This window comes from Kitasatospora sp. NE20-6, assembly GCF_045862635.1.
Map to the genome: position 1 here is coordinate 12,946 of NZ_BPRL01000023.1, position 26,922 is coordinate 39,867.

Sequence of the window (26,922 nt, forward strand, 5' to 3'; positions counted from 1 at the left end):
GAGGTTCAGCGCCGGTCCGGCCGTGCGCCGGGCCGAGGCCCGACCGGTCCCGCCCCCGATCCCGGTCCCTCTCCCGGGGCCGGGCGGTGGCGGCGAGATGTCCGGCCGCCCCCCGAGCCGCCACCTGGAGAAGAACGGTGCCGAGGTGCCGGTTCCCACGCGCTCCCGGTGCCACCGGCTGCCGGAAGCGCTCCGACCAGCAGGAACGCCACGGCCAGGCCGGTACGGCACCGCCCCGGTGCTCTCGGTGCCCGCAGCCGGCCGGCCTTCCCGCCCGGCGCGGCGGGCGGTGAGGATCAGTGCCGCCGGCGGCCGATCAGGGGATGGCCGCCGGCGCCGAGGGCCCCACCGGCGCCCCGGCATGCGATGTACGTCTCTCCCACCGGAGGAAGAGCACCATGCGTCACAACGCCGCCAGGCTGTTCGCCGTCACCGCGATCACCGCCTCTCTCGCGACGCTCGCCGCTGTTCCCGCGCTCGCCGACCCGGCCTCCACCCCGGCCGCCGGATCGATCGTCGGCGCGGGCTCCGACACCACGCAGGCCGTGTTCAACCAGTTCTCCACCGACTACAACGCCTTCCTGACGGCCGCGGGCAACACCACCTCGCCGCGCCTCTACAGCTGGGACGCGACCGGCACCTCGCCGGTCACCACCAAGACCGGCGCCACCTCCATCGCGCGTCCGAACGGTTCCGGTGCGGGCATCAGCGCGCTGAACGCCAACACCAGCGCCACCCTGGACTTCGCCCGCACCTCCCGCGGCCCGCAGACCGGCGACCTCACCACGGACGACTTCGTGGCCTTCGCCAAGGACGCCGTGACGTGGTCCGCCAAGGCGACCGGCGGCAACGCCCCGGCCGACCTCACCACCGCCGACCTGGTGGCCATCTACACCTGCACCAAGACCAACTGGAACCAGATCACCGACATCACGGGCTACACCGGCCCGAACGCCACCATCAAGCCGTACCTGCCGCAGGCCAGCTCCGGCACCCGCTCGTTCTTCCTCAAGGCCATCGGCGGCGGCACCCCGGTCACCCCGGGCGCGTGCGTCGTCACCGGCCCGGAGGAGAACCAGGGCACGGACGCGGTCCTCAACGACGCCAACGTGGTCTTCCCCTACTCCGTCGGCCACTACGTCGGCCAGCTCAACGGCCACGTCACGGCGACCGACGACAAGGGTGTGCTGACGGTCCGCAAGCTCAACAACGTGGCACCGCTGACCGGCACCAACACCCTCAGCGCAAGCTTCGCCGCCACCTCCTACGGGCGGGTGCTCTACAACGTGGTCCGCCACGCCGAGTGGACCGGCACCGGTACGCAGCCCGACGCGCTGCGCGCCATCTTCGGCACCTCCGGCTGGCTCTGCACCAACGCCACCGCCAAGGCCGACATCGCGGGCTACGGCTTCCTGGTCCTCCCGGGTGCCGCCTGCGGCAGCGTCACCCACATCTGATCCACCCGCATCTGATCCACCGCATCTGATCCACCCGGGCCGGTACCGCACGCCGGCCCCGCTCCGAGCCCGCCCGCCCGCCGGGCGACCCCACCGGGTCGTCCCGGCGGGCGGGCCGGTCCGTGTCCCCACCGCTTCCGCCCCACCCGCCTGTACCGCCTGCATCGCCTGCACGACCTGCACGGCCTGAAGCACCCGTCATCCCCGGAACCCGTGTGGTTCCCGCAGTCGAGGAGACCCGCCCATGTCCACCGCCACCACCCGTCGTCCCGCCCGTCCCGTGGCTCGGTTCGCCGCCGCCGTGGCCGCTGCCGCGCTCGCCCTGGTCACCGCGGGTGCCGCGGCCTCGCCGGCCGGTGCGGCCGTCCCGGCCGCCGGGAGCGCCGTGGTGACCGAGAGCAACGCGTTCTTCCAGCAGGCCGCGCTCGCCGGGATCATCGCGGTGCCGCTGCCCTCGGCCACGGCCTCGTACGACGGCAGCGCCGGGTTCTCGGGCTCGTTCCCGGTGACCGGCGGCACGGGCAGCCTCACCGACTACTACGGTCAGGTGCAGCTCGGCGGCGGTCTGCTGGTCGTCGACGTGCGGACCGGTCGCTCGGTGGCGTTCACTCAGCTGGCCTTCAGCGCGGACACCTGGCAGCTGACGGGCGTGCCCGCGGGCGGCACCGCTCCGGTGGCCCTGTTCGACCCCGCGGGCGAGAACACCGTCACCCGCAGCGGTGCGGTGCAGTCGCTGACGGCCTCCGCGCTGACCGTCGACGCCGAGGGCGCCCAGCTGCTCGACCAGCGCCTCGGCACCTCCTTTTTCACCGCCGGGCAGTCGGTCGGCTCCTTCGCCCTCACCTACACGCCCGCGTCCTGACGCGCGGGAGCGTCCGGGGCCCGTGCCGTCCGACGGCCGGGCCCCGGATCGTCTCCGGGGGCAGGACCGTTGTGGCCCCGTACATCTGACGGTCCATCAAGGTCCATCTGTGGGCGGGTCAATGGAACCGTCACCGTCGACGGCCGGGCGGTCGCGCCTGCGTGGTGCGTCCTGCCTCGTGCGTCCTGCGTCCTGCCCCCGTGCGTCCTGCACCGTGCGTCCGGTCCCGCCGGGGCCGGGTCCGCCCCGGTCGTCGCGATCCCCACCGTCCCGCCGGGACCGGCCTGTTCGGGCCGGCCCACTGCCGTCCCGCACCCGGAGGTGCCCCGTCATGAGACTCCGCCCACCCGGTCCGCCCCGCCGCTCGTTCCGGCCGCGGTGGACGAGGACACTCCTCGTGGTGTCCTTCGCCTGGGCCGTGGTGGTGGCACTGGGGCTCGGCCCGCTCGGCTTCGGCGGGGCGCCGCCCGCGCACGCGGACACGGGTGTCACCGTGACGGGCCCGCCGGTCTGGCAGCCCGGCGACGGCACGTACGGCCCGGAGGGCTCGGTGACGGTGTCGCCGGCGACGGGGCTCGGCAACCAGGTGGTGCGGGTCTCGTGGCGGGGCTTCACGCCGACGGTGGACGTGTTCGGCAGCCCGGTCGCGGTGGTGCGCAACCCGCACGACGGGTCCGCCGACTCCAACGCCGTGTACCCCGTGCGGGTCTACCAGTGCCGGGGCCTGCAGCCGGCCATCACCGACTGCTACGGCTCGACGCTCTACGGCGGCGACCCGGCGAAGGGCTTCCGGCAGGCCGCCCCGGACGCGGGCCTGACGACACCGGAGTTCCCCTCCAACATGGCGATCGGGGCGACCCGGCCGGACGGCACCGGCGAGGTGGCCGTCGAGGTGTGGACCTCGCAGCAGAGCCAGAGTCTCGGCTGCGACGCCGACACGCCCTGCTCGATCGTCGTGGAGCCCGAGTACGGCGGCGACGCGCTCGGCGCCTACCAGGACCCGCTCGGCACCATCAACTGCGCCGAACACGCAGGCGACAACGACTTCTTCTTCAACGAGGCCACCGACGCCTCGCTCTTCATCGAGAACCTGGGCAACCCGTGGCGCAGCGGCGAGGCCTGCGCGTGGGAGCACCGCACGGTGGTGCCGCTGACGTTCGCCCCGTCCGCCGCGGACTGCGAGTCGCGCGCGGCCGACTTCTCGGCGATCGGCCTGGAGATGGCGACCCGCGCGATGCAGCAGTGGCGTGCCGGGCTGTGCCACGGCCAGGACCCGCTGAACGTCCAGTACACCTTCGGCGGCGGCGAGCCGCAGGCCCGCTCCGGCTTCCTGCGGCGCTCGGGCGCGGACGTGGCACTGACCGCCCGTCCCGACCGCGGCCCGGCGCCGCGCCCGTACGTGTACGCGCCGCTGGCCGTCACGTCGATCTCCGTCGTGTACGTGGTCGACGACGCCGAGACGCACCGCCAGATCCACCGGTTGCGGCTCAACGCCCGCCTGGTGGCGAAGATGCTCACGCAGTCGTACCGGCTCAACGGCGAGGACACCGTCGAGTCGGTGGCCGGCAACCCCGCCTGCATCTTCGACGACCCGGAGTTCCGGTCGCTCAACCCGAGCACGCCGGGGGAGGGGCCCAACTGGCCGTCCTGCGTGGTCACCGGGGACTTCCGGGCGACGTCGCCGGTGGTGGTCGGCGGCACCACCGACCTCGTGCACCAGCTGACCTCGTGGCTGGCGGCGGACCCGGAGGCGGGACAGTTCCTCCAGGGCGCCGAGGACCCGTGGGGCATGCATCTCGACACCTTCTACCTGCGTCCGGCGTACTCCGGGTATCCGGTGGAGGCGCTGCAGCCGCAGGACTTCTCGGGCCCGCAGAGCTGGAAGCAGTACGAGTGGAACCCGGTGCTCGGCGGGCTCGGGCAGGTGGCCCGCCATGCGATGCAGAGCCAGCCGTCGTGCCTGTCGACCGACGTGACGCCCACGGGCGGCCACAACAAGTGCCAGGTGCAGACGGTCGGCGCGCGGTCGTTCTTCGCGGTGCTGGACTCCGGCGACGCCCAGGCGCTGAGCCTTCCCGAGGCCGAACTCCGCAACCCCGCGGGTGAGTTCGTCGCGCCGACGCTGAGCGGCCTGCAGGCGGCCGTCGCGGGCATGCCGGTCGACGCGACGACCGGCACCCAGGAACTCCCCTACACCGACCGGGGATCCGCGTTCACCCGGGACACCGCCGCCTACCCGCTCACCACGGTGCAGTACGCGATGCTGCCCACGGCCGGCCTCGCCGCGCCGAAGGCGGCCGCGGTGGCACGGTTCGTCCGGCAGGTCACCGACCCGGGCGGCGGCCAGGTCTACGGCACGGCACCGGGCCGGCTGGCCCTCGGCTACGCAGCGCTGACGGACGCCCAGGCGGCGCAGGCCCGGCAGGCGTCGGAGCACGTGGCCGCGCAGGACGGCGCCCTGCCCGGCAACCAGTCGGCGGGCGGCGGCGGTTCGTCCGGCAGTACGGGCGGCGCGGGTGCGGCGGGCGGCAGCTCCGGCGGCGCGGCCGGCGGTTCGTCCGGCAGTACGGGCGGCGCGGCGGGGTCCGCCGGCGGGAGCGGTGCCGCCCCGGTGGCCGCCGCGTCCTCCGCCGCGCCGGGCACCGCCGGCGGCGTGGCGGGCGGCACGGTGCCGGCCGCGGCCGGCCGGCCCTCGCCGGACCGGGCCGGGGCGACCCGGTACCTCCTGCCGGTGGCGCTGGTCGCCGGCGGGGTGCTGCTCCTCGGCGGCCCGGCCGCGCTGCTCCTCGGCGGGACGGCCGCGGGCGGCCGGGTGACCGCTGCGGCCCGCAGGCGGTGGAACCGGCTGACCGGGTCCGGCGGCTGACACCCGCACCCGCCGCCCGGTCCTCCGTGCGGCGGGTCTCCTGCCCGAGCCACCCCCGACCACGGAGAGAGCCTGCCCGATGGCATCCGACGTCCGACCCGCCGGTCCGTCCGTCCCGTCCGACGGCGTCCCGCCCGGCGCCGTTCCACCTGCTGCCGTCCCGTCCGGCGGCGTCCCGCCCGGTGCGGCCCCGGCCGGCGGCGGCGACCGGCCGCGCCCGATCGCCGCCCCGGCGTCGGCGGGCGACCGGGTGTTCCGCGGCGTGCTGCGGCTCGCGGGCCTGTCGGTCTTCCTGATCATGGGGCTGATCGCGTTCTTCCTGATGCTGCGCGGTTCGGAGGCGCTGCGCGAGGTCGGCTGGTCCTTCTTCACCGAGCAGCGCTGGCAGACCGCCGCGCACCGCTTCGGCATCGCCGCGGTGCTGCCGCAGGGGCTGCTGATCGCGCTCGTCGCGCTCTGCATCGCGGTGCCCGTCTCGCTCACGGCGGCGGTCTTCGTCGCCGAGTACGCGCCGGTGCGGCTGCGGTCGGTGCTGATCTCGCTGGTCGACCTCATGGCGGCGATCCCGAGCATCGTGTACGGGCTGTGGGGGCTGTTCTTCCTGCAGCCGCGGATCGTCGGTCTCGTCCGGTGGACGGCCCTGCACCTGGGCGGGGCGGTGCCGTTCCTGGAGGTGCGCACCGGTGACATCGGCACCTCGTACACCTCGTCGACGTTCATCGCCGGGGTGGTCGTCTCGCTCATGATCATCCCGATCATCACCTCGCTGAGCCGGGAGGTGTTCTCCCAGGCGCCGCAGGGCGAGCGGGAGGGGGCGTACGCGCTCGGCAGCAGCCGGTGGGGGATGGTCCGCACGGTGGTGCTGCCGTTCGGCCGGGGCGGTGTGGTGGGTGCGGTGATGCTGGGCTTCGGCCGGGCGATGGGGGAGACGATCGCCGTCGCGCTGATCATCTCGCCGTCGTTCGAGGTCACCGGCCACATCCTGGAGAACGGCGCGAACTCGATCTCCGCGCTGATCGCCCTGCGGTTCGGCGAGTCCGACCCGCTCTCGCTGTCCGCCCTGATGGCGGCCGGCCTGGTGCTGTTCGCCCTCACCCTGCTGGTCAACCTCGCGGCCGGGGTGGTCATCAACCGGTCCCGTTCCGGGGCCGCGACGGCGGACTGACGCACCGCCGCACCCGCACCGCCCGCACCGCACCCCGCACCGCACCCGCACCCGCACCGCACCGGTCCACGCGTGCCGCCGCCCGCCCCGCCGCCCGCTCCGCCACGAAGGAAGCCGAAGGACGCCAGATGAGCACCGCCACACCCGCCGCACCGCCGGTGGCCGAACCCCCGGATGCCGAACTCCCTGGTGCCGAGCGCCCGGTGACCGCCCACCCGGCGGCCGCCGACCCGGAGCAGCCCGAACGGCGCGTCAGGCTCGGGGGGTTCGCGCCCGCCGACCTCTGGTCGCCGTGCGCGGCCGCCGCGGGCGCGCTCGCCCTCGACTGGCTGCTGTACGAGCGGCTGCTGCCCTTCAGCGGCGCCCTCGGCTTCCTGCTCTGCTGGTACGCCCTGTTCCTCGGCCTGTTCACGGTGGTGGGCGTGCTGCAGTGGGACGGGCAGACCGTCCGCGAGCGCGTCGTCGCCGTGGTGGCGTGGAGCGCGGGGCTGCTGGTCGTCGGCCTGATCGTCGACCAGATCGGCTACGTCCTGGTGCGCGGCCTCGACGCGGCGCGGCACGCCAACTTCTTCACGCAGACGATGGAGCACACCGCCGCGCTCTCCCCGATCACCTCCGGCGGCGCGCTGAACGCGGTGGTCGGATCGCTCGAACAGCTCGGTCTCGCCACGCTGTTCGCCGTGCCGCTGGGCATCGCCGCGGCGGTCTTCATGTCGGAGGTGGGCGGCCGGCTGGCCCGTCCGGTCCGCACCCTCGTCGAGGCGATGACCGCCCTGCCGTCCATCGTGGCGGGCCTGTTCGTGCTGGGCGTGGTGATCCTCACGCTCGGTGCGGAGAAGAGCGGCTTCGCGGCCTCGCTGGCGCTCACCGTGATGATGATGCCGATCGTCACCCGGGCCGCCGAGGTGGTGATCCGGCTGGTGCCGGGCACCCTGCGCGAGGCGTCGTACGCGCTGGGTGCGAGCCAGTGGCGCACCGTGTGGCACGTCGTGCTGCCGACCGCCCGGCCCGGGCTGACGACCGCCGTCGTGCTCGGCATGGCGCGCGGCGTCGGCGAGACCTCGCCGGTGCTGCTCACCTCGGGCTTCACGGCGGGCATGAACCTCGACCCGCTGCACGGCAACCAGGTCAGCCTGCCGCTCTACATCTGGAACTACGTCAAGCAGCCGTACCCGGACATGGTGGCGCGCGCGTTCGCCGCCGCGCTCACCCTGATGGCCGTGGTGCTGGTGCTCTTCGTCCTCGCCCGGGTGCTCGGCGGCCGCCCGCCCGGCCGGCAGACCCTGCTCCGGCGGCGCCGGCAGGCCCGGGCGGACCGCGCCGCCCGTCGCGCCGCCGACCTGCCCGCCGACCCGCCCACCGGGCCCCGGCCCGGCGCCTCCCGACCCGGAACCAAGGCCGCCTGATGCGCCGCCACCACCTGAAGGAGTCCCCATGACCGGGCTCGTGCCCCTGCGGCGGGCGGCCGCCCTGCTGCTGGCCGCCCTGACCCTGCTGACGGCCGCCGCGCCCGCGCAGGCCGCGACCGCGCTCAACGCCGACGGTTCCAGCTGGGCCGGGCCGGCGATCGACCAGTGGCGCCAGGACGTCGCCCCGCAGGGCATCCAGATCAACTTCAACCCGATCGGCTCCGCCGCGGGCCGCAACCAGTGGGCCATCGGCCAGGACGACTTCACCGCCTCCGACGTGCCGTTCCGCTCGAAGCCCGACGGCGGTGTCTCGGGCGGCGGCGCGGGCTCCGGCGCCGGGCAGCCGGAGAACCCGGTGTACGGCTACTCGTACGTGCCGATCACGGCGGGCGGCACCGCCTTCATGTACAACCTGGTCGTCGGCGGCAAGCGCGTCACCGACCTGCGGCTCTCGCCGGACACCCTCGTCGGCATCTTCACCAACCGGATCACCTCGTGGGACGACCCGGCGATCACCCGCGAGTACGGGCGGGCCCTGCCGAAGCTGCCGATCACGCCGGTGGTGCGCTCCGACGGCTCCGGAGCCACCGCCCAGTTCACCCGCTGGATGGAGCACACCCACCGCTCCGTGTGGGACGCCTACTGCACGCGGGTCAACGGCGTCGCGTGCGGCGACTACACCGAGTTCTTCCCGCCGTCCGGCCGGATGGTCGCCCAGAACGGCTCGGACGTCGTCGCCGGCTACGTGCAGTCGCCGACCGGCCTCGGCGCCATCGGCTACGACGAGTACGCCTTCGCCAAGCGCAGCAACTGGCCCGTCGTCAAGGTGCTCAACCCCGCCGGGTACTACAGCCTGCCGACCGCCTCGAACGTCGCCGTCGCGCTGACCGCCGCCCGCATCAAGGGGGTGGACGACTCCACCTCGCCGAACGACCCGGACTTCCTGCAGCAGAACCTCGACGGCGTCTACACGATGACCGACCCGCGGTCGTACCCGGTCTCCAGCTACAGCTACCTGATCGTGCCCCGCGCGGGGGCGTCCCGGCCGGTACCGCCGCGTTTCACCGACGCCAAGGGCAACGCCCTCAGCCGCTTCATCTCGCACGTGCTCTGCGCGGGGCAGGGCGAGGCGGACGACCTCGGTTACTCGCCGATCCCGCGCAACCTGGTGCGCGGCGGCATGCTGCAGGTCCGGCACATCCCCGGCAACGCCTCCCCGGTCGACCCGGACTCGCTGCGCAACTGCGCCAACCCCACGTTCAACGCCGCGGGCGAGCTGACCGTCCTGAAGAACGCACCGCAGCCGAGCCCCTGCGACCGCCAGGGCGCGCCGCTGGACTGCGTGGTGAAGAACGGTACGGCCGTCGCCGCGAACGCCGGCGGCTCCTCCTCGTCCGGCGGTTCGAACGGCGGCTCGGCCGGCGGGGCGTCCGGCACCGGCGGCACGGGCACCGGCACGGCCGCCCCGGGCGCGGCGGGCACCGACCCCGGGCAGGCCGCGATCGACCCGCAGACCGGCGAGCCGCTCGGCACCGGCGGCGGCAGCGGCGGCGGCGCGGCCGTGCCCGCCTCCGTCGTCGCGATCGGCGGCCGGCCCGAGGACTGGGTGCTCTCCACCCTCACCGCGCTCGAACTGCTCGGCGTCGTCCTGGTGCCGCCGCTGCTCGGCCACTGGCTGCGCCGCCGCCGGGCCGCGGGGGGTGCCCGGTGACCGCGCCCGTTCAGGCCCGTCCCGGCACGGGGACTCCGCCGCCGTCCGCGTCCGGCCCGGCGCCGGGCCCGGCGCCCGCGGCCGTGCCGCCCTCCGGTCCTCCGTCAGGTCCTCCGTCCGGTCCTCCGCGGGGGCGGGCGCCCGGGTCCGCGGCGGCCCGGCGGACGGTGCAGGCAGGCTGGGCCGCGGTGCTGGCCGCTGCCCTGCTGCTCGGCTTCGCCGGCTACGTCACCGCGCTCTCCGGCCTCCAGGAGCAGCACGTGCAGTCCACCGCGTACAAGACCTTCCGTGACCGGCTCGCGAACGCCGTCGCCCCGACCGGGCCCACCGACCCGGGCGCGCCGGTGGCGGTGATCGGCATCCCGGCGATCGGCCTGCGCGACACGGTGGTGGTGGAGGGAACTTCCGGCCGCGACCTGATGCGGGGGCCGGGCCACCGCCGCGACACGGTGCTGCCCGGGCAGCACGGGGTGAGCGTGCTCTTCGGCCGGGGCACGGCCTTCGGCGCCCCGTTCGCCGGTCTCGCCCGGCTGCGGGCCGGCGACCGGATCGAGGTGACCACCGGCCAGGGCGCCTTCACCTACACCGTCAACGCGTTCGGCGACGGAGACCGCCCGATCGCGGACACCGCCGCCGACCGGCTGGTCCTCGTCACCGCCGGGCCGGGCGTGCTGCCCGGCGGCACGGTGCTGGTGGGCGCCCGGCTGGAGGGCGGACCGCAGCCCGCCCCGGGCGGACGTCCCGCACTGCCCGCCGAGGAACGGGCGCTCGCCGCCGACACGGCCGCCCTGGGCGGGCTCCAGCTGTGGGCGCTCGCGCTGCTCGGCTCGGTCGCGGTGCTCACCGCGGCCGTCCGCCGCTGGCACGCCGCGGCGGCCTGGACGAGCCTCGCGCCGGTGCCGGCCGCCCTGCTGTGGGCGGTCTACGAGAACGCGGCCGCCCTGCTGCCCAACCTGTACTGATCCCCTGGCACGCTCCCGGAAGGACCGCACCATGAACGACGCGACCGACCCCGCCACCGCGGTTCTGCCGCCCGGCGGGGGCACCGCCCTCGCCTCCGGGCCGTACGACGACACCGCCGTCCTGCCGGCCGCGGCCGGGCCGCGCCCGTCGGCCTCCGGGCTGGAGACCCAGGGGGTGTCGGCGTGGTTCGGCGAGCGGAAGGTGCTCGACCGGGTGTCGCTGACGATGCGGGCGGGCGAGGTGACGGCGCTGATCGGCCCGTCGGGCTGCGGCAAGTCGACGTACCTGCGGATCCTCAACCGGATGCACGAGATGGTGCGGGGAGCCGCCCTCGCGGGCCGGGTGCTGCTCGGCGAGGACGACGTCTACGCCCCCGGGCGGCGCCCGGCGGAGGTGCGCCGGCGGATCGGCATGGTCTTCCAGCGGCCCAACCCCTTTCCCACGATGACGATCTACGACAACGTGGTGAGCGGGCTGAAGCTGGCGGGAATCAGGACCGGCCGGGCCGAGCGGGACGACCTCGTCGAGTCGAGCCTGCGGCGCGCCGGGCTGTGGGCGGAGGTCGGCGGACGGCTGTACACCCCCGGTGGTGCGCTCTCCGGCGGCCAGCAGCAACGCCTCTGCATCGCCCGGTCGCTGGCCGTGCAGCCGGAGATCCTGCTGATGGACGAGCCCTGTTCGGCGCTCGACCCGACCTCCACCCGGCGGGTGGAGGAGACCATCGCGGAGCTGCGCGGGCGGCTCACGATCGTCATCGTGACCCACAACATGCAGCAGGCGCAGCGGGTTTCGCAGTCCTGTGCGTTCTTCCTGGCGGGTCACGACAGCCCCGGCCGGGTCGTCGAGTCGGGCCCGACGGAGCGGGTGTTCTCCGACCCGGTCGATCCGCGCACTGCCGACTACGTCAACGGCCGCTTCGGCTGAGCGGATCGGGGTCGGTGCCTGGCCCAGGGTTTCCGGCCGCGGGCCTCCGCGGACGGGGCGGATCGTGTCCGGAGCGACGCCCGGCGGAGACCTCGTCCGGGCAGGCTGGTCGGTATGGGGAGACGGGGGACGCGCCTGCTGCGGTGGGTGCCGGTCGTGATGTTCGTGCTGCTGCCGGTGGCCGGGTGCTCGCCACCGCAACGCGACATCGTCGGTGTCCGGGTCGGGGAGGACGGCGAGCCGGTGCTCATGCTGCGGTCCTGCGACGGGTCGGATTTCGAGCGTGTCGAGATCTTCGTCGGCCCGGATTCCATGGCACACCTGACGCCGCCGGAGGGCACGCACGGCCGCGTGGACATCCGGATGTTCCATCCGCCGACCGACTGGCGGTCCACCGGCGACAGCCTGCCACCGCTCGCCGCGGGAGAGCGCGCGTGGGTGGATCTGAGGAGTTCCGACATCGCTTACTCCGTGCTGCACTTCACCGCCGACGACCTGGCCCGGATGGCGCCCGGCGAGGTGTGGGCGGGGGAGGAACTGCACTCGCCGGCCGGCTTCGAGGCGTACGTGCGCGACGCCTGCTGAGCCCCTGAGACCTGAGCCCTTGACGCCCGAGCCGCGCCGGTGCGCCCGGCTGCGCAGCCGGGCTGCGGAGCCGGGCCGTGCCGCACGGCCGGGCGGCCGGGGCGGTCAGCCGCCGAAGTCGATGGCCTGCAGCCGCAGCGCGCCGTCCTGGTCGAGGACGACGGTGGAGGCGCAGCCGGCGACGGGGCCGTCGGCCGCGGCGAGTTCGGCGTGCAGGCGGGCCGTGGCCCGGCGGTGCCGGGCGAAGGCGTAGGCGGAGACGCGGCGGCCGCGTTCGCGCTGGCCCTGGGCGGCCTGTTCGGGGCTGGCGTCGAGGACGACGAGGTGCAGCCGCCGGCCCTGCCGGGCGGCGGTGCGGGCGAGCCGGCGCCGCACCCAGGGCAGGGTGCCGCAGTCGTGCACGACCAGCGGGCCGCCCGCGAGGAGGGCGTGGTGCAGGCCGCGGTAGTGGTGCAGCCGGACGAGCGGCCGGTAGAGGGCGTACGGGAGTCGTGGCGGCAGGGCCTGCTCGTAGTGTTCGCGGGCCTGCTGGGAGTCGATGACCCGGGCGCGGGCGGCGCGGCGCATCAGGGTGGACTTGCCGCTGCCGGGCAGGCCGGTGACGACGACGAGGTCCTGCGGCGGGTAGCGGAGCGTGGCGGGCACGGGGCCTCCGCGCAGGTCGTGCAGGCCGTCGGGGCGCAGTACGTCGGGGTGCAGTACGTCGGGGTGCAGTACGTCCGGGCGCACTGCGTCCTGGTGCGCCGCGTCGGGGCACCGTGCGTCGGGGGTGGTCCGCCGGGCGAACGGCCCGGCGGCGGTGGTGGCCGCGGTCGTCCCTGTGGTGCCGGTGGCAGTGGTCATCAAGGGTCCGGTACTGACGGTTTCGTGCACCGCCCCCTCCTTCCGGTCCCGGGGCCCCTACCCGGAACAGGGCAAGGGTTCACCATGTGAGAGTAATGGGATCATCGGACGCGGTGCTGAGCCGTTCCGGGCCGTGACCTGGTTGTGTTCCGCCGGGACGGATCCGGGACAGGACGGTGACATCCCTCACCCCGCAACCTTCGTGACGCGGCGTCCGGCGCTGCCGCCGGTCCGGCCGTCCGGCCGGTCCGTGCGCGAACGGGGTGCTGTCCGTGACGAGTTCGTAGCGGTTCGGGGACGACTTGGGTGATCTTGCCCCGATGGTTCGTGGCATTCTGGGGCGCTGTGAACACGCCGTGGCAGCACGGGAGGGGACGGGAGTTGTCCATGAGGTTCTGTTTCCTGGTCGAAGAGCACTACCGCAACGACGGGATGCCGCTCGACGTGGTGCGCCGGCTGACGGACTGGGGCCACCAGGTCGACGTGGTGCGGCCGGGCAGTTCCCTGCTCGACCTCGGGGGGCTGGTGCGCGCCGGCGACCACGACGCCTGGGTCCTGAAGACCGTCTCCGGCGGCCCCGGGCTCGGCCTGCTGGAGGCTGCCGCCGCCGTCGGCCTGACCACCGTCAACGACGCGCGTGCGATCCGTCCCGTCCGCGACAAGGCGCAGGCCGCGGTCATCGCCGCCCACCGGGGCCTGCCGGTGCCGCTCACCTGGGCCGCGGCGCGCTGGGAGGACCTGGCGCGGATCCCCGACGCCCACTACCCGCTGGTCGTCAAGCCCGCCGACGGCAGCTCGGGCCGCGCCGTGCACCTCGTCGAACGCCCCGACCTGCTGCCCCGCGTCGGCGCGGTGCTGGCCGGCGAGGGCCTGCTCATCGCGCAGCCGTACGTGCCCAACGGCGGGACCGACCTCAAGATCTACAGCGCCGGCGGCGAGCTGTTCGCCACCGAGCGCACCTCGCCGCTGCATCCCGGCCGCCCGCACCGCGAGCGGCCGGTGACGCTGGCCCCGGCCGTCGCCGCGGTCGCCGCCCAGGTCGGCGAGGTCTTCGGGCTGGACCTCTTCGGCGTCGACGTCCTGCTCGGCCCGGACGGCCCGGTCGTCGTCGACGTCAACGACTTCCCGAGCTTCCGGCAGGTGCCGCACGCGGTCTCCACGGTGGCGCGGGCCGTGCTGCGCCTCGCCCGCTCGGGTTCGTCCTGGCCGTCCGTCGGGGCGGTGCCCGCGCAGGCCGCCGGGCACACCGTGCCGGCCGTGATCGGCGGGGCCGCGTGAGCGGCGCGCTGCACGTCCGGCTGCTCACGGCGGACGCCGCGCACCCGCTGCTGGCCGCGACGGCGGCCCTGCTCCGGGCCGCCGGGCACCTGGTCGACAGCCAGCACCCCACCGGTCCGCCGCCGCCCGGGCTGCCCGACGTGTGCCTGCTCAAGGCGCGTACCCCGGCGGCGCTGGACCGTGCCGCGTGGTGGGAGGCCGCGGGCGTGCCGGTGGTCAACGGGGTGGCCGCCACCGCGTTCTGCCAGCACCGGCAGCAGATGGCCGACCGGGCGGCCGCGGCCGGCCTGCCGTTCGCGCCGACCCGCACGGCCGGCACGGCCGACCTCCCCGCCCTCCTCGCGGACGGGCCGCTGGTCGTGAAGAGCCTGCACAGCCGCCGCGGCGACCTCGTCGCCGCCGTCCGCGGCCCGGCGGACGCCCGCCGCCTCGCGGACGCGTGGCCGGACGAACCGGTGGTCGTCCAGCCGCTCGCCCCCTCCGACGGCTGGGACGTCAAGCTCTGGGTCGTCGACGGGGAGGTCTTCGCCGAGCGCCGCCGCTCCGAGCTCGCCGCCGGCCCGGCGGCCGCCCGGGTGCCGCTCTCCGCCGCCGACCTGCCCGCCGCCTGGCGCGGCCTCGCGCACGCCGCCGGGGAGGCCTTCGGGCTCGACGTGTACGGCGTCGACCTGCTCGACGCCCCGGACGGCCCGCTGATCGTCGACGTCAACGCCTTCCCCGGCATCCGCGGCCAGGCGGGCGCCCCCGCGGCCCTCGCCGCGCTGGCCCTCGCCCGCGCCGGGTCGCCCGCCCGGATCCGATGAGCCGCGGCGGGCCCGCTGCGCGGAGAGCGCGGGGACGGGCCGGCAGCGGTGGGGCGCACCGGAGCAGCGGCAGGGCGCGGACGCCGTAGCGAGAGCCCCCGGGCGGCTACCGCGGGGTGTGGCGGACCTCGAAGCCGGTCAGGCCTTCCGGGGTCTCCTCGGTGACCGTGCACTCCTCGACGACGGCCTGCCGGGGGCCGTGCCCGCACCAGTCGAGCATCCGCCCCACCGCGTCGGGCGGCCCTTCGAAGACGGCCTCCACCCGGCCGTCGGGCAGGTTCCGCACCCAGCCGGCGACCCCGCCCGCCCGGGCCTCCATCCGGCAGGTGTCCCGGAAGAACACTCCCTGGACGACACCCGACACCACCACTCGCCTGCGCATCACGAGCGCCAGGTATACCCCACCGGCCCGCGGGCGTGCCGCTGCGCCGCGCCCGCGCCCCGGCGGCCGGTGGTGACGGTCCGTCGGCGGAATTCCGCGGACGCCGGGCCGCGGGTGAATGACCGGCGGCCTTCCGGAACCCGCCCGGAACCTGCCCGGATCCCGTCCGGATCCCGTCCGGGAATGGCGGAATGACGGAAGGGTGCCGGGCGTTACGGAAGGGACGGGAGATGGTCCCGGAGTTCCGGGGAGGTCCGCCCGGTATTCACCGCGGATTCTCCGGGAGGACACCCACGCAAAACGCCCGGCCCGGAGGCGCCGCTGTGGGGCGGCTTCCGGGCCGGGCGTCGCGCGGTGGTGCCGGGCGTCGCGGGGCGTCCGCGGCCGTCAGGTCCGGGCCGCGGCGGGTTCCGGGCTCACGCCGTGGCGAGCTTCGGGTTCACGCCGTGGGCGTTGGGCGCCTGGTCGCCTTCGGTCGCGGCGAAGACGATCAGCGTGATCGCGCCGATGATCGGGATCAGGGCGATCAGCACCCACCAGCCGGAGCGGCCGGTGTCGTGCAGGCGGCGGACGAGGACGGCCAGCGACGGGATCAGGATGGCCAGCGAGTAGATGCCGGACAGCAGGTTGGTGTCCAGGGCCGTACCGATGCCGGTGAGGAGGGCCGAGATCACGAAGCTGATCAACGTGAACATCCAGAATTCCTTGCGGCGGGCCCTGCCGCTGAATCCGGCGTAATTCTTGAGAACGGCCAGGTACCAGTCCACGTCACGTGCCTTTGCTGTCATGCCTATGGGGTACCGGGAATGTACTGACGCCCCCAGGTGGCGTCAAGGAGATGAGCGGTCGTCAATTTCTCTTTCCGGGCGCCGCCGGACACGATTCCGTAACCGTGCCGCAGCAACCGGGACAAACTCCCCGTCTAGACTTCCGGAAGATCCCGTACCGAGGAGGACCGTGACCCGGACCCCGCATCCCGCACCCGGCTGGCTGCTGCACCCGCTGCGCTGGCAGCGCGGACCCGTCCCGTGGGCGGCGATGGCACGCGGGGCGTTCGGGATGGGCCCGGTGCTCGCCGTGTGCCTCGCCACCGGCCGTCCGCAGGCCGGTGTGCTGGCCGGACTCGGGGCGATGTTCGCCGGCATCAACGACCGCCCCGGCCCGTGGCGCGGCGCCGCCGTCTCGATCGCCGTGCCCGCGCTCGGCGGCGCGCTCGGCCTGCTGCTCGGCCGGCCCGGCGGCTGGTGGGCCCTGCCCGTGCTGGCCGCGGTGGGCCTCGTCTCCGGCGCAGTCAGCGTCGCGGGGGCCGTCTGGTCGCTCGCCGGGATGCAACTGCTCGTGCTGACCGCGGTCGGCAGCGGCATGCAACTGCCCGTGCCCGGCTGGTCCGCCGCACTCGTCTTCCTCGCCGGTGCCGCCTGGCCCCTGCTGCTCCGCCTGACGCTGCGCCGCCGCACCGGCGGCCGGGGCCAGGGCGAACGGGCCGTCGTCGCCGCCGTCTACGACGCGCTCGCCGACGCCCTCGACGCCGTCGGCACACCACGGGCCGAGCCCGCCCGCCGGGCACTCACCGCCGCTCTCGACCGCGCCGACGAGGCCCTGCGGCTGCGCGCCCTGCTGCGCCTGCCCGGCCGTCGCCGCACCGCCGACCACCGCCTCGCCGGCCGTCTGGCCACCGCCGCCGCCCTGTGCGAGGCGGGCGTCGCCCTGCTCTGGGAGGGCACCGCCCTCCCGCCCCGGATCGCCGAGGGCCCGCGCCGCCTCGCGGACGCCGTCCGCCGCGACGGCGCGCCCGGGGCGCTGCCCGCCCCGGTCTCCGACACCCCCGCCCGCAGCGCCTTCGACCGTGCCGTCCTCGCCGCCGGGCTCGCCTTCCACACCGACCCGCAGGCGCCCGCGCACACCGGCCCCCAGCTGCGGCGGCGCCCCGCGGTGCACCCGTTCGGACCGGCCGGCCGCGAGTACGGCCTGCGGGTGGCGGCGTGCGTGACCGTCAGCACCGCCGTCGCCCTGCTGCTGCACACCGAGCACTGGTACTGGCTGCCCGCCACCGCCGCGTTCCTGGTGAAGCCCGACTTCGGGCCGCTCTTCTCCCGGGTCGTCAGCCGGTTCGCCGGCACGGCCGTCGGGGTGCTGGCGTTCGTGCCGATCGCGGCCTGGGCGGCGGGCCGCTGGTGGCCGGCCGTCGCGGTGACCGTCCTGGGGGCGCTCATCCCCTTCGCGCTGCGGCACTTCGCCCTGCAGACGGCGGTCGTCACCGTCACCGTGCTCACCTTCGTCTCCGTCGGCGGCGACCGGCAGGCGGCGCCCTCGCGGCTGGCCGACACCGTCGCGGCCTGCCTGCTCGTGCTGCTCGTCGGGCACCTGCCGAGGCTCGCCGACACCCGGGCCCGGGTCGGCCACCGCTCCGCGCACGCCCTGCGGCACACCCGCCGCTACCTCGACCACGTGCTGGCCGCCGGCGACACCGTCGTCACCGACGAGGACCACCGGGCCGACCTCCGGCGGGCCGCGTACCAGGCGCTCGCCGAGGCCCGGGCCGCCGCCGAGACCGCGGCGGTCGAGCTCCGCACCGGGCACGCCCGCGACTGGCTGCGCGTCACCGCCGGTGCGGAACGGATCGTGGACGCCGCCACCGCGTGCGCCGTCCGCCTGGAACACGGTGCGTCCCGTCCCGACGGACCGGCGGCGCGTCAGGTCACCGAGGCCCTGGACGCCGTCGCCGACGCGCTCGACCACCGCGGCGGCCCGGCGGCCGCGGACCCCGCGTTCGGTGCCCTGCCCGCCGACTGCCGGACCCTCAACGACATCGTCACCGAGCTGCACCGCATCCGGGACCTCACCACCGCCGCGTGACCCGCCCCGGCCGGGACGGCCCGGCACCTGTTGGTAGAATTCTGTACGAACCCGTCCGATCCCCACCACGTCCCACGGACCGGCGGGCATCCTCCGGCGGTCAGCGGCGACCGCCCGTCGCACCAGCGCACCCGCCACCACGACGGGCCACCCACGGAGCCTCCCCATGCCACTGGCGCTCGTCGCCCTCGCCGTCACCGCCTTCGCCATCGGCACCACCGAGTTCGCCGCGATGGGCCTGCTGCCGCAGATCGCCGGCGGCCTGCACGTCTCCATCCCGCAGGCCGGCTGGCTCATCGCCCTGTACGCGATCGGCGTCGTCATCGGGGCACCGCTGCTCACCGCGGTCTGCGCCCGGATGCCGCGCAAGACCGTGCTGATCGGCCTCACCGTCCTCTTCACCGTCGGCAACCTGCTCTGCGCCGTCGCCCCGAACTTCGCGTTCCTGGCCGTCGCCCGGCTCGTCACCGGCCTGCCGCACGGCGCGTTCTTCGGCGCCGGGGCGGTCGCCGCCGCCGAACTCGCCGCCCCGGACAAGCGCGCCCGCGCCGTGTCCGTGATGTTCTCCGGCCTGACCGTCGCCAACATCCTCGGCGTGCCCGCAGCCACCCTGCTCGGGCAGCAGCTCGGCTGGCGCGCCGCGATGCTCGTGGTCGTCCTGATCGGCGCGCTCGGCGCCGCCGCGATCGCCCGGCTCGTCCCGCACCTGCCGAGCCATCCGCAGGCCGGCCTGCGCCACGAACTGTCCGCGTTCCGCAGCGGCCAGCTCTGGCTGGCGCTGGCCACCGTGGTGATCGGCTGCGCCGGGCTCTTCGCCTGCTACAGCTACATCACCCCCACCCTCACCGAGGTCTCCGGCTTCGCGGAGAGCTCGGTGACGGTCGTCCTGGCGCTCTTCGGCGTCGGCATGACGATCGGCAACGTGGTGGGCGGCTACGCGGCCGACCGGGCGCTGCGGCCGAGCATCTGCGCGGCGTTCCTGCTGATGGCCCTCATGCTCGGCCTCTTCGCGGTGACCGCGCACGCGAAGTGGTCGGCCGCGCTGACCGTCGTGATGATCGGCATCGCCGGGTTCGCCGTCGTGCCGACCGTGCAGACCCTCGTCCTCCAGAAGGCCAGGAACGCGCCGACGCTCGCCTCGGCGACCGTGCAGGGCGCGTTCAACCTGGGCAACGCCCAGGGCGCCTTCCTCGGCGGCCTCGCCCTGAGCGCCGGGTTCGGCTGGACCTCGCCCACCCTCGTCGGCGCGGCACTCGCCCTCGCGGGCTGCCTGATCGCCACGGTCTCCTGGGTGGTCGACCGGCGGTCCGGCGAACCGTCCGCGGTCGTCGCCGGGTCCGCCGGGGAGCCCCGGCACCAGCCCGTGCACTGACACCGGCCCGCGGACCGCTGCGGACCGCGGCACCGGCCCGTGGACCGATGTGCGGACCGCGGCTGCGGTCTGCTCAGTCCAGCGGGGCGACCAGCTCGCCGGTGGCGGCGCGGTACACCGCGATCGCCTCGGTCGGGCACATCTCCGCAGCCTCGGTCAGCTCCCGCGAGCCGGCGGCGGCCCCGTGCAGCGGCCGCGCCTTGCCGTCGGCGCCGAGCGCCAGGTCGGCGGGCGCGGCCGCGGCGCACAGCCCGGTGCCCACGCACCGCAGCCGGTCGACCCGCACCTCCAGCGCCTCCGGCGACGCCACGGTGTTCGGCGCGTCGCCGCTCACCAGGCCACCTCCAGGCGCAGCGGGCTGCGGGTGAGCAGGCCGCGGCGCCACTCCACCGCCTCCAGCGGTCCGGTCAGCCGGAGCGTCGGGAAGCGCACCGCGAGCCGGTGCAGGGCGAGTTCCAGCTCCATCCGGGCCAGCCAGGCGCCCAGGCAGTGGTGCGGACCGGCGCCGAACGTCAGGCTCGGCGTGCCGAGCGGCTCGAACAGCGGGATGTCCTCCGGGTAGACCGCCGGGTCGTGGTTGGCCGCCGCGCCGTCCGCCGCGACGACACTGCCCGCCGGGATCAGCACCCCGCCGATCTCGACGTCCTCGACGGCCCGCCGCAGCAGCCCCGGCAGGGCCTCCCGGTCGCCGAGCGGCAGCGCGCGCAGCAACTGCTCGGCGGCCGCGGCGGCCTGCTCCTCGCTCTCCGCGATCCGGGGCCAGCCGTCCCGGCCCTCCGAGAGGACGTGCACGATCGCGTTGCCCAGCGAGGTCATGGTGGTCTCGTGCCCGGCCACCACCAGCCCGCAGACCAGCGAGACGAGCTGCTGCGGGGTGACGCCCTCGGTGCGGTCGGCGGCCTCGACGAGGCTGCTCACCAGGTCGTCACCGGGGTCGGCGCGCCGTTCGGCGACGAGCCGGCCGCCGAACTCCCCGAACTCCCGCATCGCCGTGGCGATCTCCTCGGTGGTGTAGGCGCCCGCGGAGAGGGCGTGGTCGCTCCAGTGGCCGAGGCGCTGCAGGTCGAGGCCGTCCAGGCCCATCAGGCGGCTGATCACGGCGACCGGCAGCGGGCGGCTGAACCCGGCGATCACGTCGGCGGGGGAGCCGGCCTTCTCCAGCTCGTCCAGCAGGCCGTCGACCACGGACGCGACCCAGGGCCGCCAGCGGGCGATGGCCCGCGGGGTGAAGGCCCGCTGCACGGTGCGGCGCAGCCGCCGGTGCTCCTCGCCGTCCAGGTTGAGCAGCGCCTGCGGATCGTCCAGCAGGTTGGGGGTGAGGGAGACGGCGGGGGCGCCCGGGGCGTACAGCGAGGCGCGGTCGAGCCGCGGGTCGGTCAGCACCTGGCGGGCGTCGGCGTGCCGGGTCACCACCCAGACCGGGGTGCCGGTGGGCAGTGCGGCCAGGCGCGGCGGGCCGGGCTCCGCGTGGCGCAGGCAGTGCAGCGGGACGAGTGCGGGGGTGTCGGTTGTGTCGGGGGCGGCGGGGCGCGCGGTGGTCATCCTGTCCTCCAGGCCGTCGTCGTGCGCAGACCCGGCGTGCGGGCCGGGTGCGGTGCCACGGGGCGGCACCGCACCCGACCGTACGCGTACGGCAGGGGCGCCCGGAAGGACGCGAACCGGCCAACGGGCAGGCCCGTTGGCCGATTGACGATTCGTCAGATCATCATGCCTGTCGGGCGTCGGGCGTCGGTCGGATACCGATCAGATGCCGGTCTCCGCGGGCAGCCGCCCGGCGCGTACGGCCGCCAGCAGCTCGGCGTGGTCGGCCTCGCTGCGGTCGGCGTACGCCACGGCGAAGGCCGCCAGCGCCTCGTCCAGCTCGCCGCTCTTGCCCGCGTACCCGGCGATCACCGCCGCGTCGGCGGTGTGCGCGTGCGCCCGGGCGAGCAGGGCGCCGGTGATCCGGCCGTAGTCGTCGAGCTGCTCCGGCAGCAGGGCGGCCGGGTCGACGCTGCCCTTGCGGTTGCGGAACTGCCGCACCTGGTAGGGGAGTCCGTCGACGCTCGTCCAGCCCATCAGCACGTCGCTGACCACCTGGATGCGCCGCTGCCCCAGCACCACCCGCTGTCCCTCGTGCTCGGCCGCACCGGTCACCGCGAAGCCCGCCCGGGCCAGGTGCGGCAGGAGCACCGACGGGCGGGCCTCCTTGACCTGCAGCACCAGCGGCTGCTCCCGCAGGTCGACCAGCAGCACCACGTACGCCCGGGTGCCGACACTGCCGGTGCCGACGATGCGGAACGCCACGTCCTGCACGCTGTAGCGGGCGAGCAGCGGCACCATCTCGGGTGCCACCGTGGAGAGGTAGCCGGCGAGCGAACCGGCGACGGCCGCGGCCTCCGCGTCCGGCACCGCACTCAGCACCGGCGGCGCCTCGGTGAACCGCCAACTGCCGTCCTTCCGGCGGGCGGTCGATCTGGCGGCGAACCGCGCACTGGTGTTGCGCAGTGCCTTCTCGCCCACCGCGGCCAGCACCCCGGCGAGATCGTGCGCCTCGGTGAAGGCGACGAGGTTCTCGTCGGCGATCGCGTTCCAGGCGTCCACCGCGGGCAGCTTCGCCAGCCTGCGCATCGTCCGCCGGTACGACGCGGCCGCGTGGAACGCCGCGTCGCGGCACACGTCCTCGCCCGCGCCGGCCTGCCGCCCCGCGAGCACCAGGCTCGCGGCCAGCCGCTTGAGGTCCCACTCCCACGGGCCGGGCGCGGTCTCGTCGAAGTCGTTGATGTCGATCACCAGCCGGCCCCGCGGATCCCCGTACAGGCCGAAGTTGGCGGCGTGCGCGTCGCCGCACAGCTGCGCGACCACACCGGAGGCCGGGGTGTCCGCGAGGTCGTACGCCATCAGACCGGCCGAGCCGCGCAGGAAGGAGAACGGCGACGCCGCCATCCGGCCCACCCTTATCGGCACCAGGTGCTCCAGCCGCCCGGCGTTGGCCTCCACCACCGCGTCGGCGACGGAGGGCCGGCCGGCGGCCGCCCCGAACCCGCCGTGCGCCGCCCTGGGCGTCCGCCGGCGCAACGCCCTGCCCCGCTCCTTGCCGTCCCCCTGCGGCGGCCACGGTGCGAACCCCGGCACCGCCGGTCTGCCGCTCGCCGTACCTGCCGCCTGCTCGGCCAACCCCACCACGGGTACCCCGATCCTTCGTCGCGTCGGACTCCGCGCGTGCCCGTGACCGGACATGCTGCAGGGCCGAACGCTACCGCCGACCCCCGCCGGTGGACAGCGCGGCCCGCGGTGACCCGTAGCATGCCGGTCATGGCCCATGACCTGCACGCACTCGACGACGCCTACCTCGCCTTCTGGCGGGAGTACCAGCTCTGCACACTCACCACCCCGCGCCCGGACGGCAGCCCGCACGTGGTGCCGGTCGGGGCGACCTTCGACCCGGAGACCCTGACGGCCCGGGTGATCAGCAGCCGGACGAGCCGCAAGGTGCAGAACGTCGTCGAGGCGGGCGAGGCCGGGGCGCGGGTGGCGCTCTGCCAGGTCGACCGGGCCCGCTGGGCGACGATCGAGGGCGTGGCCCGGGTGAGCGACGACCCGGACGCCGTCGCCGACGCCGTGCGCCGCTACGCCGAGCGCTACCGCCAGCCGCGGGTCAACCCGGAGCGCGTGGTGATCGAGATCCGGGTCGACCGGGCGATGGGCCGGGCCTGACCGCCGCCCAGGTCGCACCTGCGCCCCGTCCACCGCCGGAGCGGAGGACGGGGCGCAGCGGTGCCGGGGCTCATCGGTACCGGGGCGGTACGGCGCGCGGGGGCGCGGCGCCGCGCTCAGGGCACCGTGACCGCCTCAGGACACCGCGACCGCCGACCAGGCCGCCGCGACGGCCGCGTACTCGGTGCTGCCCGTGCCGTACAGGTCGGTGGCGGCCCTGAGGGTGGCCGTCCGGGCGCCGGCGTAGGTGGTGGTGGAGGTCATGTAGACCGTCAGGGCGCGGTACCAGATCCTGCCGAGGGCGTCCCGGCCGATCCCGTCGACGGTGGAGCCGTCGCACGTGGGGCTGTTGTAGGAGACGCCGTTGACCACCCGGGCGCCGCTGCCCTCGGCCAGCAGGTACGCGAAGTGGTTGGCCACCCCCGAGGAGTAGTGCACGTCGAGGCTGCCGACGCCCGAACTCCAGCAGTCCGCCGACTTGGTGTCGCGCGAGGGCTGGTCCATGAAGCGCAGCGCCGCCTTGCCGAAGCCCGGCTTCACGATCCGCTCGCCGATCAGGTAGTCGCCCTGGTCGGCCGCGTTGCCGGCGTACCACTCGACGAGGGTGCCCATGATGTCGGAGGTCGCCTCGTTCAACCCGCCGGATTCCCCGGAGTAGTTGAGCTTGGCGCTGCGCGAGGTGACGCCGTGCGACATCTCGTGCCCGGCGACGTCGAGCGAGACCAGCGGGCCGAACGTCGTGCCGTCGCCGTCGCCGTACGTCATGCAGAAGCAGCTGTCCTGCCAGAAGGCGTTGTTGTAGTTGCTGCCGTAGTGCACCCGGTTGTAGGAGCCCTTGCCGTCGCCGGCGATCCCGGTGCGGCCGTGCACGTTCCTGTAGTAGTCCCAGGTCGTGTCGGTGCCGTACTGCGCGTCGACGGCGGCGGTGGCGCGGTCGGCGATGGTGCCGGTGCCCCAGTGGTTGTCCGCGTCGGTGAGGAGCGTGGCGGGTGCCCGGCTGAAGCAGATCGAACCGAAGCACAGGTCCGTCTTGTTGGCCGCGTCGCCGGTGTACGTGTTGCCGCGGGTCGGGTCCTTCAGCTGGTTCGTGCCGCCCGACGCGGTGGTCTGCAGCGGCACGGTCCCGCCGTACAGCGAGGCGCCGTCGCCCGCCGCGGTCTCCAGCGCGTCCCAGGCGTCGATCCGGGCGCCGGTCCGGGCGTCCGTCAGCACCGTCAGGGCCACCGGGTTGCCGAGGCTGTCCGTGCCGGAGGCGGTGGTGCGCCAGGCCAGCCGGGGCGTGCCGGCCCGGGCGTCGACCACCAGCTCGGGCTGCGCCCCCGCCCGGACGGCGGCCGCGCCGGGGGCCGCGTGCCGGAGTTCGGCGGCGGCCTGCGCGGCGGCCGTACCGCGCGGCACGGCGGGCGTGGTCGCCGCCGGGGCGAGGTCGCCTGTCGCGGCCCGGTCGGCGCCGCGGTAGGTGCCGTCCGCGGCGAGGTGCACGACGAGGTCGCCGCCCAGGACGGGCAGGCCGGCGTACGTCCGGTCGAAGCGGACGTGCCGGCTGCCGTCGGCGTCCGCGACGACGTCCCGGACGGTGCCGGACTGAGCTGCGGTGAAGCCGAGTTGTGCCGCGTGTGCGCCGAGGGCGGCCTCGGCGCGGGCGACGGCCGCGGCCCGGTCGGGACCGGGCGCGCCGGCTGCCGGGGCCGGCGCGGCGGCGGCGGTGACGGGTGCGGCGGTGACGGGTGCGGCGGACACCAGGGCGCCCGCCACGACGACGGCGGCGGTGGCCAGGGCGGTGCTGCGGGGAATGCGCATCGTGCTCCTCGACGGGGAGAGGGTGCGGGCGGGCGCGAGGGTGTGCGCGGGGCCCGGGGAGCGGTGGCGCGGTACCTGAGGGAGGGTCACGACGGCGTACGGCCGCCGGAGTACGTTGTTTTACATGTACCGGACATGGTTCGTCCAGGGTGCGGCCGCGCGGCCCGTCCTGACCACGCGGCCCGTCCTGATCGCCGGGCCCGTCCGGGGCGCGGTCGGCCCGGGCACGGTTCAGTCGGTGCGGTGTTCACCCGGGGCGCGATTCACCCGGGCGCTGGTACGGGTACGGGTACAGGTGTGGGTACAGGGCCGGCCGGCCCGCCGCCGTCGGGCGGCGGCCTACGGGCCGTCCACGGTGGCCCCGCGGGGCCTCACCGCTTGCCCGGCACCGGGCCGAGGAAGAGGTAGTCGGCCCGGCCGGTGCTGCGCGCCCGGTCGACGGACTCCAGGAACCGCAGCCGCCGCGGGGTGAGTTCGGCGGCCCAGTCGGCGAGCGGCTGCACGCGGAAGAGGGTGTGTTCGGCCGGGTCGACCCGGATCGCGGCGAGCTGGCCGGTGTCCAGCGCGCCGCCGTCGAAGACGAACCCGATCTTGAAGGGGAGCTCGCCGACCGGCGGTGCGTACATGACGGTGAGGAGCCGGCCCGGCTCCTCGGGGAGCATCAGGCCGGTCTCCTCCCACGTCTCGCGCCGGGCGCAGCCCCACGGGTCCTCGCCGAAGTCGAGGTTGCCGCCGGGCAGTTGCCACAGCTCCGGGTCGTAGACGGAGCGGAGCATCAGCGGATGCCCGTCGGCGTCGGTGAGATGGGCGGCGGCGAACACCGTGCCGTGCGGAAGCGTGCGTACGAACTCCGCGGTCGGCAGCAGTTCCACGGCAGTCCCCTCCCGGCCGGGGCTGTCACTCGCCGGGGTACCGCACCCCGATCCGGTCCCGGACCGCGTCCAGCGTACGCATCACCGCGAGCGAGCCGTCGAGCGGCACCAGCGGCGACTCCGTCAGGCCGTCCCGCAGGCAGCGGCCGACCTCGGCGGCCTCCAGGCCGTAGCCGTGGCCGACGCGCGGCGCGGCACGGTACTCCTCCGGCTCTCGGCCGTCGCGGTGCAGCACGAAGCCGTCGGGGTGGAAGAAGTCGCGGTCGATCTCGATCCGGCCGGCGGAGCCCTGCACAGTGGCGCGCTGCCCGCTCTGCGCGGTCAGCGAGCAGGCCAGCAGCGCGGTGGCGCCGTTCGCGTGGCCGAGCACGATGCCGGTGTTGGCGTCGACGCCCTCGGGGCTGAGCTTCGCCCAGGCGTGCACCGACTCCGGCTCGCCGAGGAGCAGCTGGGCGAAGGAGACCGGGTAGACGCCGAGGTCGAGCAGGGCGCCGCCGCCGAGGGCGGGATCCCACAGCCGGTGCGTCGGGTCGTGGGCGGCGGTGAAGCCGAAGTCGGCGTGGACGGACTGCACCTCGCCGATCGCGCCGTCGGCGACGAGTGCGGTGATCCGCCGGATCGTCGGGTCGAGGTACGTCCACATGGCTTCCATGAGGAAGAGGTCCCGGGCCCGCGCGGTGGCGACGAGGTCGGCGGTCTGCCCGGCGTTGAGGGTGAACGGCTTCTCGCACAGCACGGACCTCCCGCCCTCCAGCAGCAGCGTGGCCGCACGGTGGTGGTAGGCGTGCGGCGTGGCGACGTACACCACGTCGACGTCCTGGTCGGCGGCGAGCTCCTGCCAGGTGCCGTACGCCCGGGGGATGCCGAAGCGGTCGGCGAAGGCGCGCGCGGGCCCTTCCGCGCGGGAGGCCACGGCGACGACCTCGGCGCCCTCGACGCCGAGGAGGTCCTCGGTGAAGGAGGCGGCGATGCCGCCGGTCGCGAGCACGCCCCAGCGGATCGGACGGTCGGTGACGGCCTTCATGGTGCTCCCTCGGGTGGTCGTGCCGGGCGGCCGCCAGCCTAGCCCCAGGCTGCG

General features: G+C 75.4%; 23 protein-coding genes. 14 read left to right on the top strand and 9 right to left on the bottom strand.

Annotation, left to right across the window (positions count from 1 at the left end; translation table 11 throughout):
* Positions 1 to 398 precede the first annotated feature (398 nt).
* The 9 genes from SNE206_RS19510 (at position 399) to SNE206_RS19550 (ending at position 11,942) form a co-directional block, all read left to right on the top strand.
* On the top strand, positions 399 to 1,457 hold the full coding sequence (locus tag SNE206_RS19510) for a PstS family phosphate ABC transporter substrate-binding protein (protein ID WP_407914697.1): 1,059 nt from the start codon (positions 399 to 401) through the stop codon (positions 1,455 to 1,457).
* Between the two features lie 244 nt (positions 1,458 to 1,701).
* Positions 1,702 to 2,319 carry a hypothetical protein gene (locus SNE206_RS19515; RefSeq protein WP_407914698.1) on the top strand — a complete coding sequence of 206 codons (618 nt, stop codon included), beginning with the start codon at positions 1,702 to 1,704 and terminating at the stop codon, positions 2,317 to 2,319.
* 331 nt (positions 2,320 to 2,650) lie between these two features.
* A complete protein-coding gene (locus tag SNE206_RS19520; protein ID WP_407914699.1) occupies positions 2,651 to 5,185 on the top strand; it encodes a hypothetical protein in 2,535 nt (844 codons plus the stop codon).
* 79 nt (positions 5,186 to 5,264) lie between these two features.
* Positions 5,265 to 6,350, top strand: coding sequence for a phosphate ABC transporter permease subunit PstC (gene pstC, locus SNE206_RS19525; protein WP_407914700.1), 1,086 nt, complete (start codon positions 5,265 to 5,267; stop codon positions 6,348 to 6,350).
* Positions 6,351 to 6,478: 128 nt separating this feature from the next.
* Positions 6,479 to 7,756 (top strand): phosphate ABC transporter permease PstA, encoded by a 1,278-nt coding sequence (gene pstA / locus SNE206_RS19530; protein ID WP_407914701.1) that lies wholly within the window; start codon positions 6,479 to 6,481, stop codon positions 7,754 to 7,756.
* Positions 7,757 to 7,784: 28 nt separating this feature from the next.
* Positions 7,785 to 9,470 (top strand): substrate-binding domain-containing protein, encoded by a 1,686-nt coding sequence (locus SNE206_RS19535; protein ID WP_407914702.1) that lies wholly within the window; start codon positions 7,785 to 7,787, stop codon positions 9,468 to 9,470.
* Positions 9,471 to 9,658: 188 nt separating this feature from the next.
* Entirely contained in the window at positions 9,659 to 10,432 is a 774-nt protein-coding gene (locus SNE206_RS19540; RefSeq protein ID WP_407914703.1) for a sortase, read from the top strand.
* A gap of 31 nt (positions 10,433 to 10,463) precedes the next feature.
* Positions 10,464 to 11,357, top strand: a complete 894-nt coding sequence (locus tag SNE206_RS19545; RefSeq protein WP_407914704.1) for a phosphate ABC transporter ATP-binding protein — start codon at positions 10,464 to 10,466, stop codon at positions 11,355 to 11,357.
* 159 nt (positions 11,358 to 11,516) lie between these two features.
* Positions 11,517 to 11,942, top strand: coding sequence for a hypothetical protein (locus SNE206_RS19550; protein WP_407914705.1), 426 nt, complete (start codon positions 11,517 to 11,519; stop codon positions 11,940 to 11,942).
* Positions 11,943 to 12,047: 105 nt separating this feature from the next.
* On the opposite strand, the gene SNE206_RS19555 is transcribed toward SNE206_RS19550, so the two are convergent.
* Entirely contained in the window at positions 12,048 to 12,785 is a 738-nt protein-coding gene (locus SNE206_RS19555) for an AAA family ATPase (RefSeq protein WP_407914706.1), read from the bottom strand.
* A 387-nt stretch (positions 12,786 to 13,172) separates the two neighbouring features.
* Here SNE206_RS19555 and SNE206_RS19560 point away from each other — a divergent pair, with 387 nt between their 5' ends.
* A complete protein-coding gene (locus SNE206_RS19560; protein WP_407914707.1) occupies positions 13,173 to 14,063 on the top strand; it encodes a RimK family alpha-L-glutamate ligase in 891 nt (296 codons plus the stop codon).
* Positions 14,060 to 14,866: a RimK family alpha-L-glutamate ligase gene (locus tag SNE206_RS19565; RefSeq protein ID WP_407914708.1), complete on the top strand. Its 807-nt coding sequence runs from the start codon at positions 14,060 to 14,062 to the stop codon at positions 14,864 to 14,866. The genes SNE206_RS19560 and SNE206_RS19565 overlap by 4 nt, the downstream gene beginning before the upstream one ends.
* Positions 14,867 to 14,972: 106 nt before the next feature.
* Here the strand turns inward: SNE206_RS19565 and SNE206_RS19570 are convergent, their stop codons facing one another.
* Together SNE206_RS19570 and SNE206_RS19575 are read right to left on the bottom strand one after the other, a co-directional pair.
* Positions 14,973 to 15,251 carry an acylphosphatase gene (locus SNE206_RS19570; RefSeq protein ID WP_407914709.1) on the bottom strand — a complete coding sequence of 93 codons (279 nt, stop codon included), beginning with the start codon at positions 15,249 to 15,251 and terminating at the stop codon, positions 14,973 to 14,975.
* 413 nt (positions 15,252 to 15,664) lie between these two features.
* Entirely contained in the window at positions 15,665 to 16,015 is a 351-nt protein-coding gene (locus tag SNE206_RS19575) for a DUF805 domain-containing protein (protein ID WP_407914769.1), read from the bottom strand.
* Between the two features lie 190 nt (positions 16,016 to 16,205).
* On the opposite strand from SNE206_RS19575, the gene SNE206_RS19580 reads away from it, so the two are divergent.
* On the top strand, positions 16,206 to 18,104 hold the full coding sequence (locus SNE206_RS19580) for an FUSC family protein (RefSeq protein ID WP_407914710.1): 1,899 nt from the start codon (positions 16,206 to 16,208) through the stop codon (positions 18,102 to 18,104).
* A 166-nt stretch (positions 18,105 to 18,270) separates the two neighbouring features.
* Positions 18,271 to 19,476 (top strand): MFS transporter, encoded by a 1,206-nt coding sequence (locus tag SNE206_RS19585; RefSeq protein ID WP_407914711.1) that lies wholly within the window; start codon positions 18,271 to 18,273, stop codon positions 19,474 to 19,476.
* Between the two features lie 73 nt (positions 19,477 to 19,549).
* On the opposite strand, the gene SNE206_RS19590 is transcribed toward SNE206_RS19585, so the two are convergent.
* From SNE206_RS19590 to SNE206_RS19600, 3 genes are all read right to left on the bottom strand, one after another.
* A complete protein-coding gene (locus tag SNE206_RS19590) occupies positions 19,550 to 19,810 on the bottom strand; it encodes a ferredoxin (RefSeq protein ID WP_407914712.1) in 261 nt (86 codons plus the stop codon).
* On the bottom strand, positions 19,807 to 21,018 hold the full coding sequence (locus SNE206_RS19595; RefSeq protein WP_407914713.1) for a cytochrome P450: 1,212 nt from the start codon (positions 21,016 to 21,018) through the stop codon (positions 19,807 to 19,809). The genes SNE206_RS19590 and SNE206_RS19595 overlap by 4 nt, the downstream gene beginning before the upstream one ends.
* A 201-nt stretch (positions 21,019 to 21,219) precedes the next feature.
* Entirely contained in the window at positions 21,220 to 22,695 is a 1,476-nt protein-coding gene (locus SNE206_RS19600; RefSeq protein WP_407914714.1) for a DUF2252 domain-containing protein, read from the bottom strand.
* A gap of 75 nt (positions 22,696 to 22,770) precedes the next feature.
* On the opposite strand from SNE206_RS19600, the gene SNE206_RS19605 reads away from it, so the two are divergent.
* Positions 22,771 to 23,172, top strand: a complete 402-nt coding sequence (locus tag SNE206_RS19605) for a pyridoxamine 5'-phosphate oxidase family protein (protein WP_407914715.1) — start codon at positions 22,771 to 22,773, stop codon at positions 23,170 to 23,172.
* A 135-nt stretch (positions 23,173 to 23,307) separates the two neighbouring features.
* On the opposite strand, the gene SNE206_RS19610 is transcribed toward SNE206_RS19605, so the two are convergent.
* From SNE206_RS19610 to SNE206_RS19620, 3 genes are all read right to left on the bottom strand, one after another.
* Positions 23,308 to 24,972 (bottom strand): M4 family metallopeptidase, encoded by a 1,665-nt coding sequence (locus SNE206_RS19610; protein WP_407914716.1) that lies wholly within the window; start codon positions 24,970 to 24,972, stop codon positions 23,308 to 23,310.
* A gap of 371 nt (positions 24,973 to 25,343) precedes the next feature.
* Positions 25,344 to 25,844 carry an NUDIX domain-containing protein gene (locus SNE206_RS19615; protein WP_407914717.1) on the bottom strand — a complete coding sequence of 167 codons (501 nt, stop codon included), beginning with the start codon at positions 25,842 to 25,844 and terminating at the stop codon, positions 25,344 to 25,346.
* 25 nt (positions 25,845 to 25,869) lie between these two features.
* On the bottom strand, positions 25,870 to 26,868 hold the full coding sequence (locus SNE206_RS19620; RefSeq protein ID WP_407914718.1) for a Gfo/Idh/MocA family protein: 999 nt from the start codon (positions 26,866 to 26,868) through the stop codon (positions 25,870 to 25,872).
* Between the last annotated feature and the right edge of the window lie 54 nt (positions 26,869 to 26,922).

Excerpts from the sequence above, each read along its gene's own strand:
- SNE206_RS19545 (WP_407914704.1), top strand. The coding sequence starts at position 10,464 with ATGAACGACGCGACCGACCCCGCCACCGCGGTTCTGCCGCCCGGCGGG.
- SNE206_RS19520 (WP_407914699.1), top strand. The coding sequence starts at position 2,651 with ATGAGACTCCGCCCACCCGGTCCGCCCCGCCGCTCGTTCCGGCCGCGG.
- SNE206_RS19610 (WP_407914716.1), bottom strand. The coding sequence starts at position 24,972 with ATGCGCATTCCCCGCAGCACCGCCCTGGCCACCGCCGCCGTCGTCGTG.
- SNE206_RS19605 (WP_407914715.1), top strand. The coding sequence starts at position 22,771 with ATGGCCCATGACCTGCACGCACTCGACGACGCCTACCTCGCCTTCTGG.
- SNE206_RS19595 (WP_407914713.1), bottom strand. The coding sequence starts at position 21,018 with ATGACCACCGCGCGCCCCGCCGCCCCCGACACAACCGACACCCCCGCA.
- SNE206_RS19560 (WP_407914707.1), top strand. The coding sequence starts at position 13,173 with ATGAGGTTCTGTTTCCTGGTCGAAGAGCACTACCGCAACGACGGGATG.
- SNE206_RS19550 (WP_407914705.1), top strand. The coding sequence starts at position 11,517 with ATGTTCGTGCTGCTGCCGGTGGCCGGGTGCTCGCCACCGCAACGCGAC.
- SNE206_RS19585 (WP_407914711.1), top strand. The coding sequence starts at position 18,271 with ATGCCACTGGCGCTCGTCGCCCTCGCCGTCACCGCCTTCGCCATCGGC.
- pstA (WP_407914701.1), top strand. The coding sequence starts at position 6,479 with ATGAGCACCGCCACACCCGCCGCACCGCCGGTGGCCGAACCCCCGGAT.
- SNE206_RS19535 (WP_407914702.1), top strand. The coding sequence starts at position 7,785 with ATGACCGGGCTCGTGCCCCTGCGGCGGGCGGCCGCCCTGCTGCTGGCC.
- SNE206_RS19620 (WP_407914718.1), bottom strand. The coding sequence starts at position 26,868 with ATGAAGGCCGTCACCGACCGTCCGATCCGCTGGGGCGTGCTCGCGACC.
- SNE206_RS19555 (WP_407914706.1), bottom strand. The coding sequence starts at position 12,785 with ATGACCACTGCCACCGGCACCACAGGGACGACCGCGGCCACCACCGCC.
- SNE206_RS19510 (WP_407914697.1), top strand. The coding sequence starts at position 399 with ATGCGTCACAACGCCGCCAGGCTGTTCGCCGTCACCGCGATCACCGCC.
- SNE206_RS19600 (WP_407914714.1), bottom strand. The coding sequence starts at position 22,695 with ATGTCCGGTCACGGGCACGCGCGGAGTCCGACGCGACGAAGGATCGGG.
- SNE206_RS19515 (WP_407914698.1), top strand. The coding sequence starts at position 1,702 with ATGTCCACCGCCACCACCCGTCGTCCCGCCCGTCCCGTGGCTCGGTTC.
- pstC (WP_407914700.1), top strand. The coding sequence starts at position 5,265 with ATGGCATCCGACGTCCGACCCGCCGGTCCGTCCGTCCCGTCCGACGGC.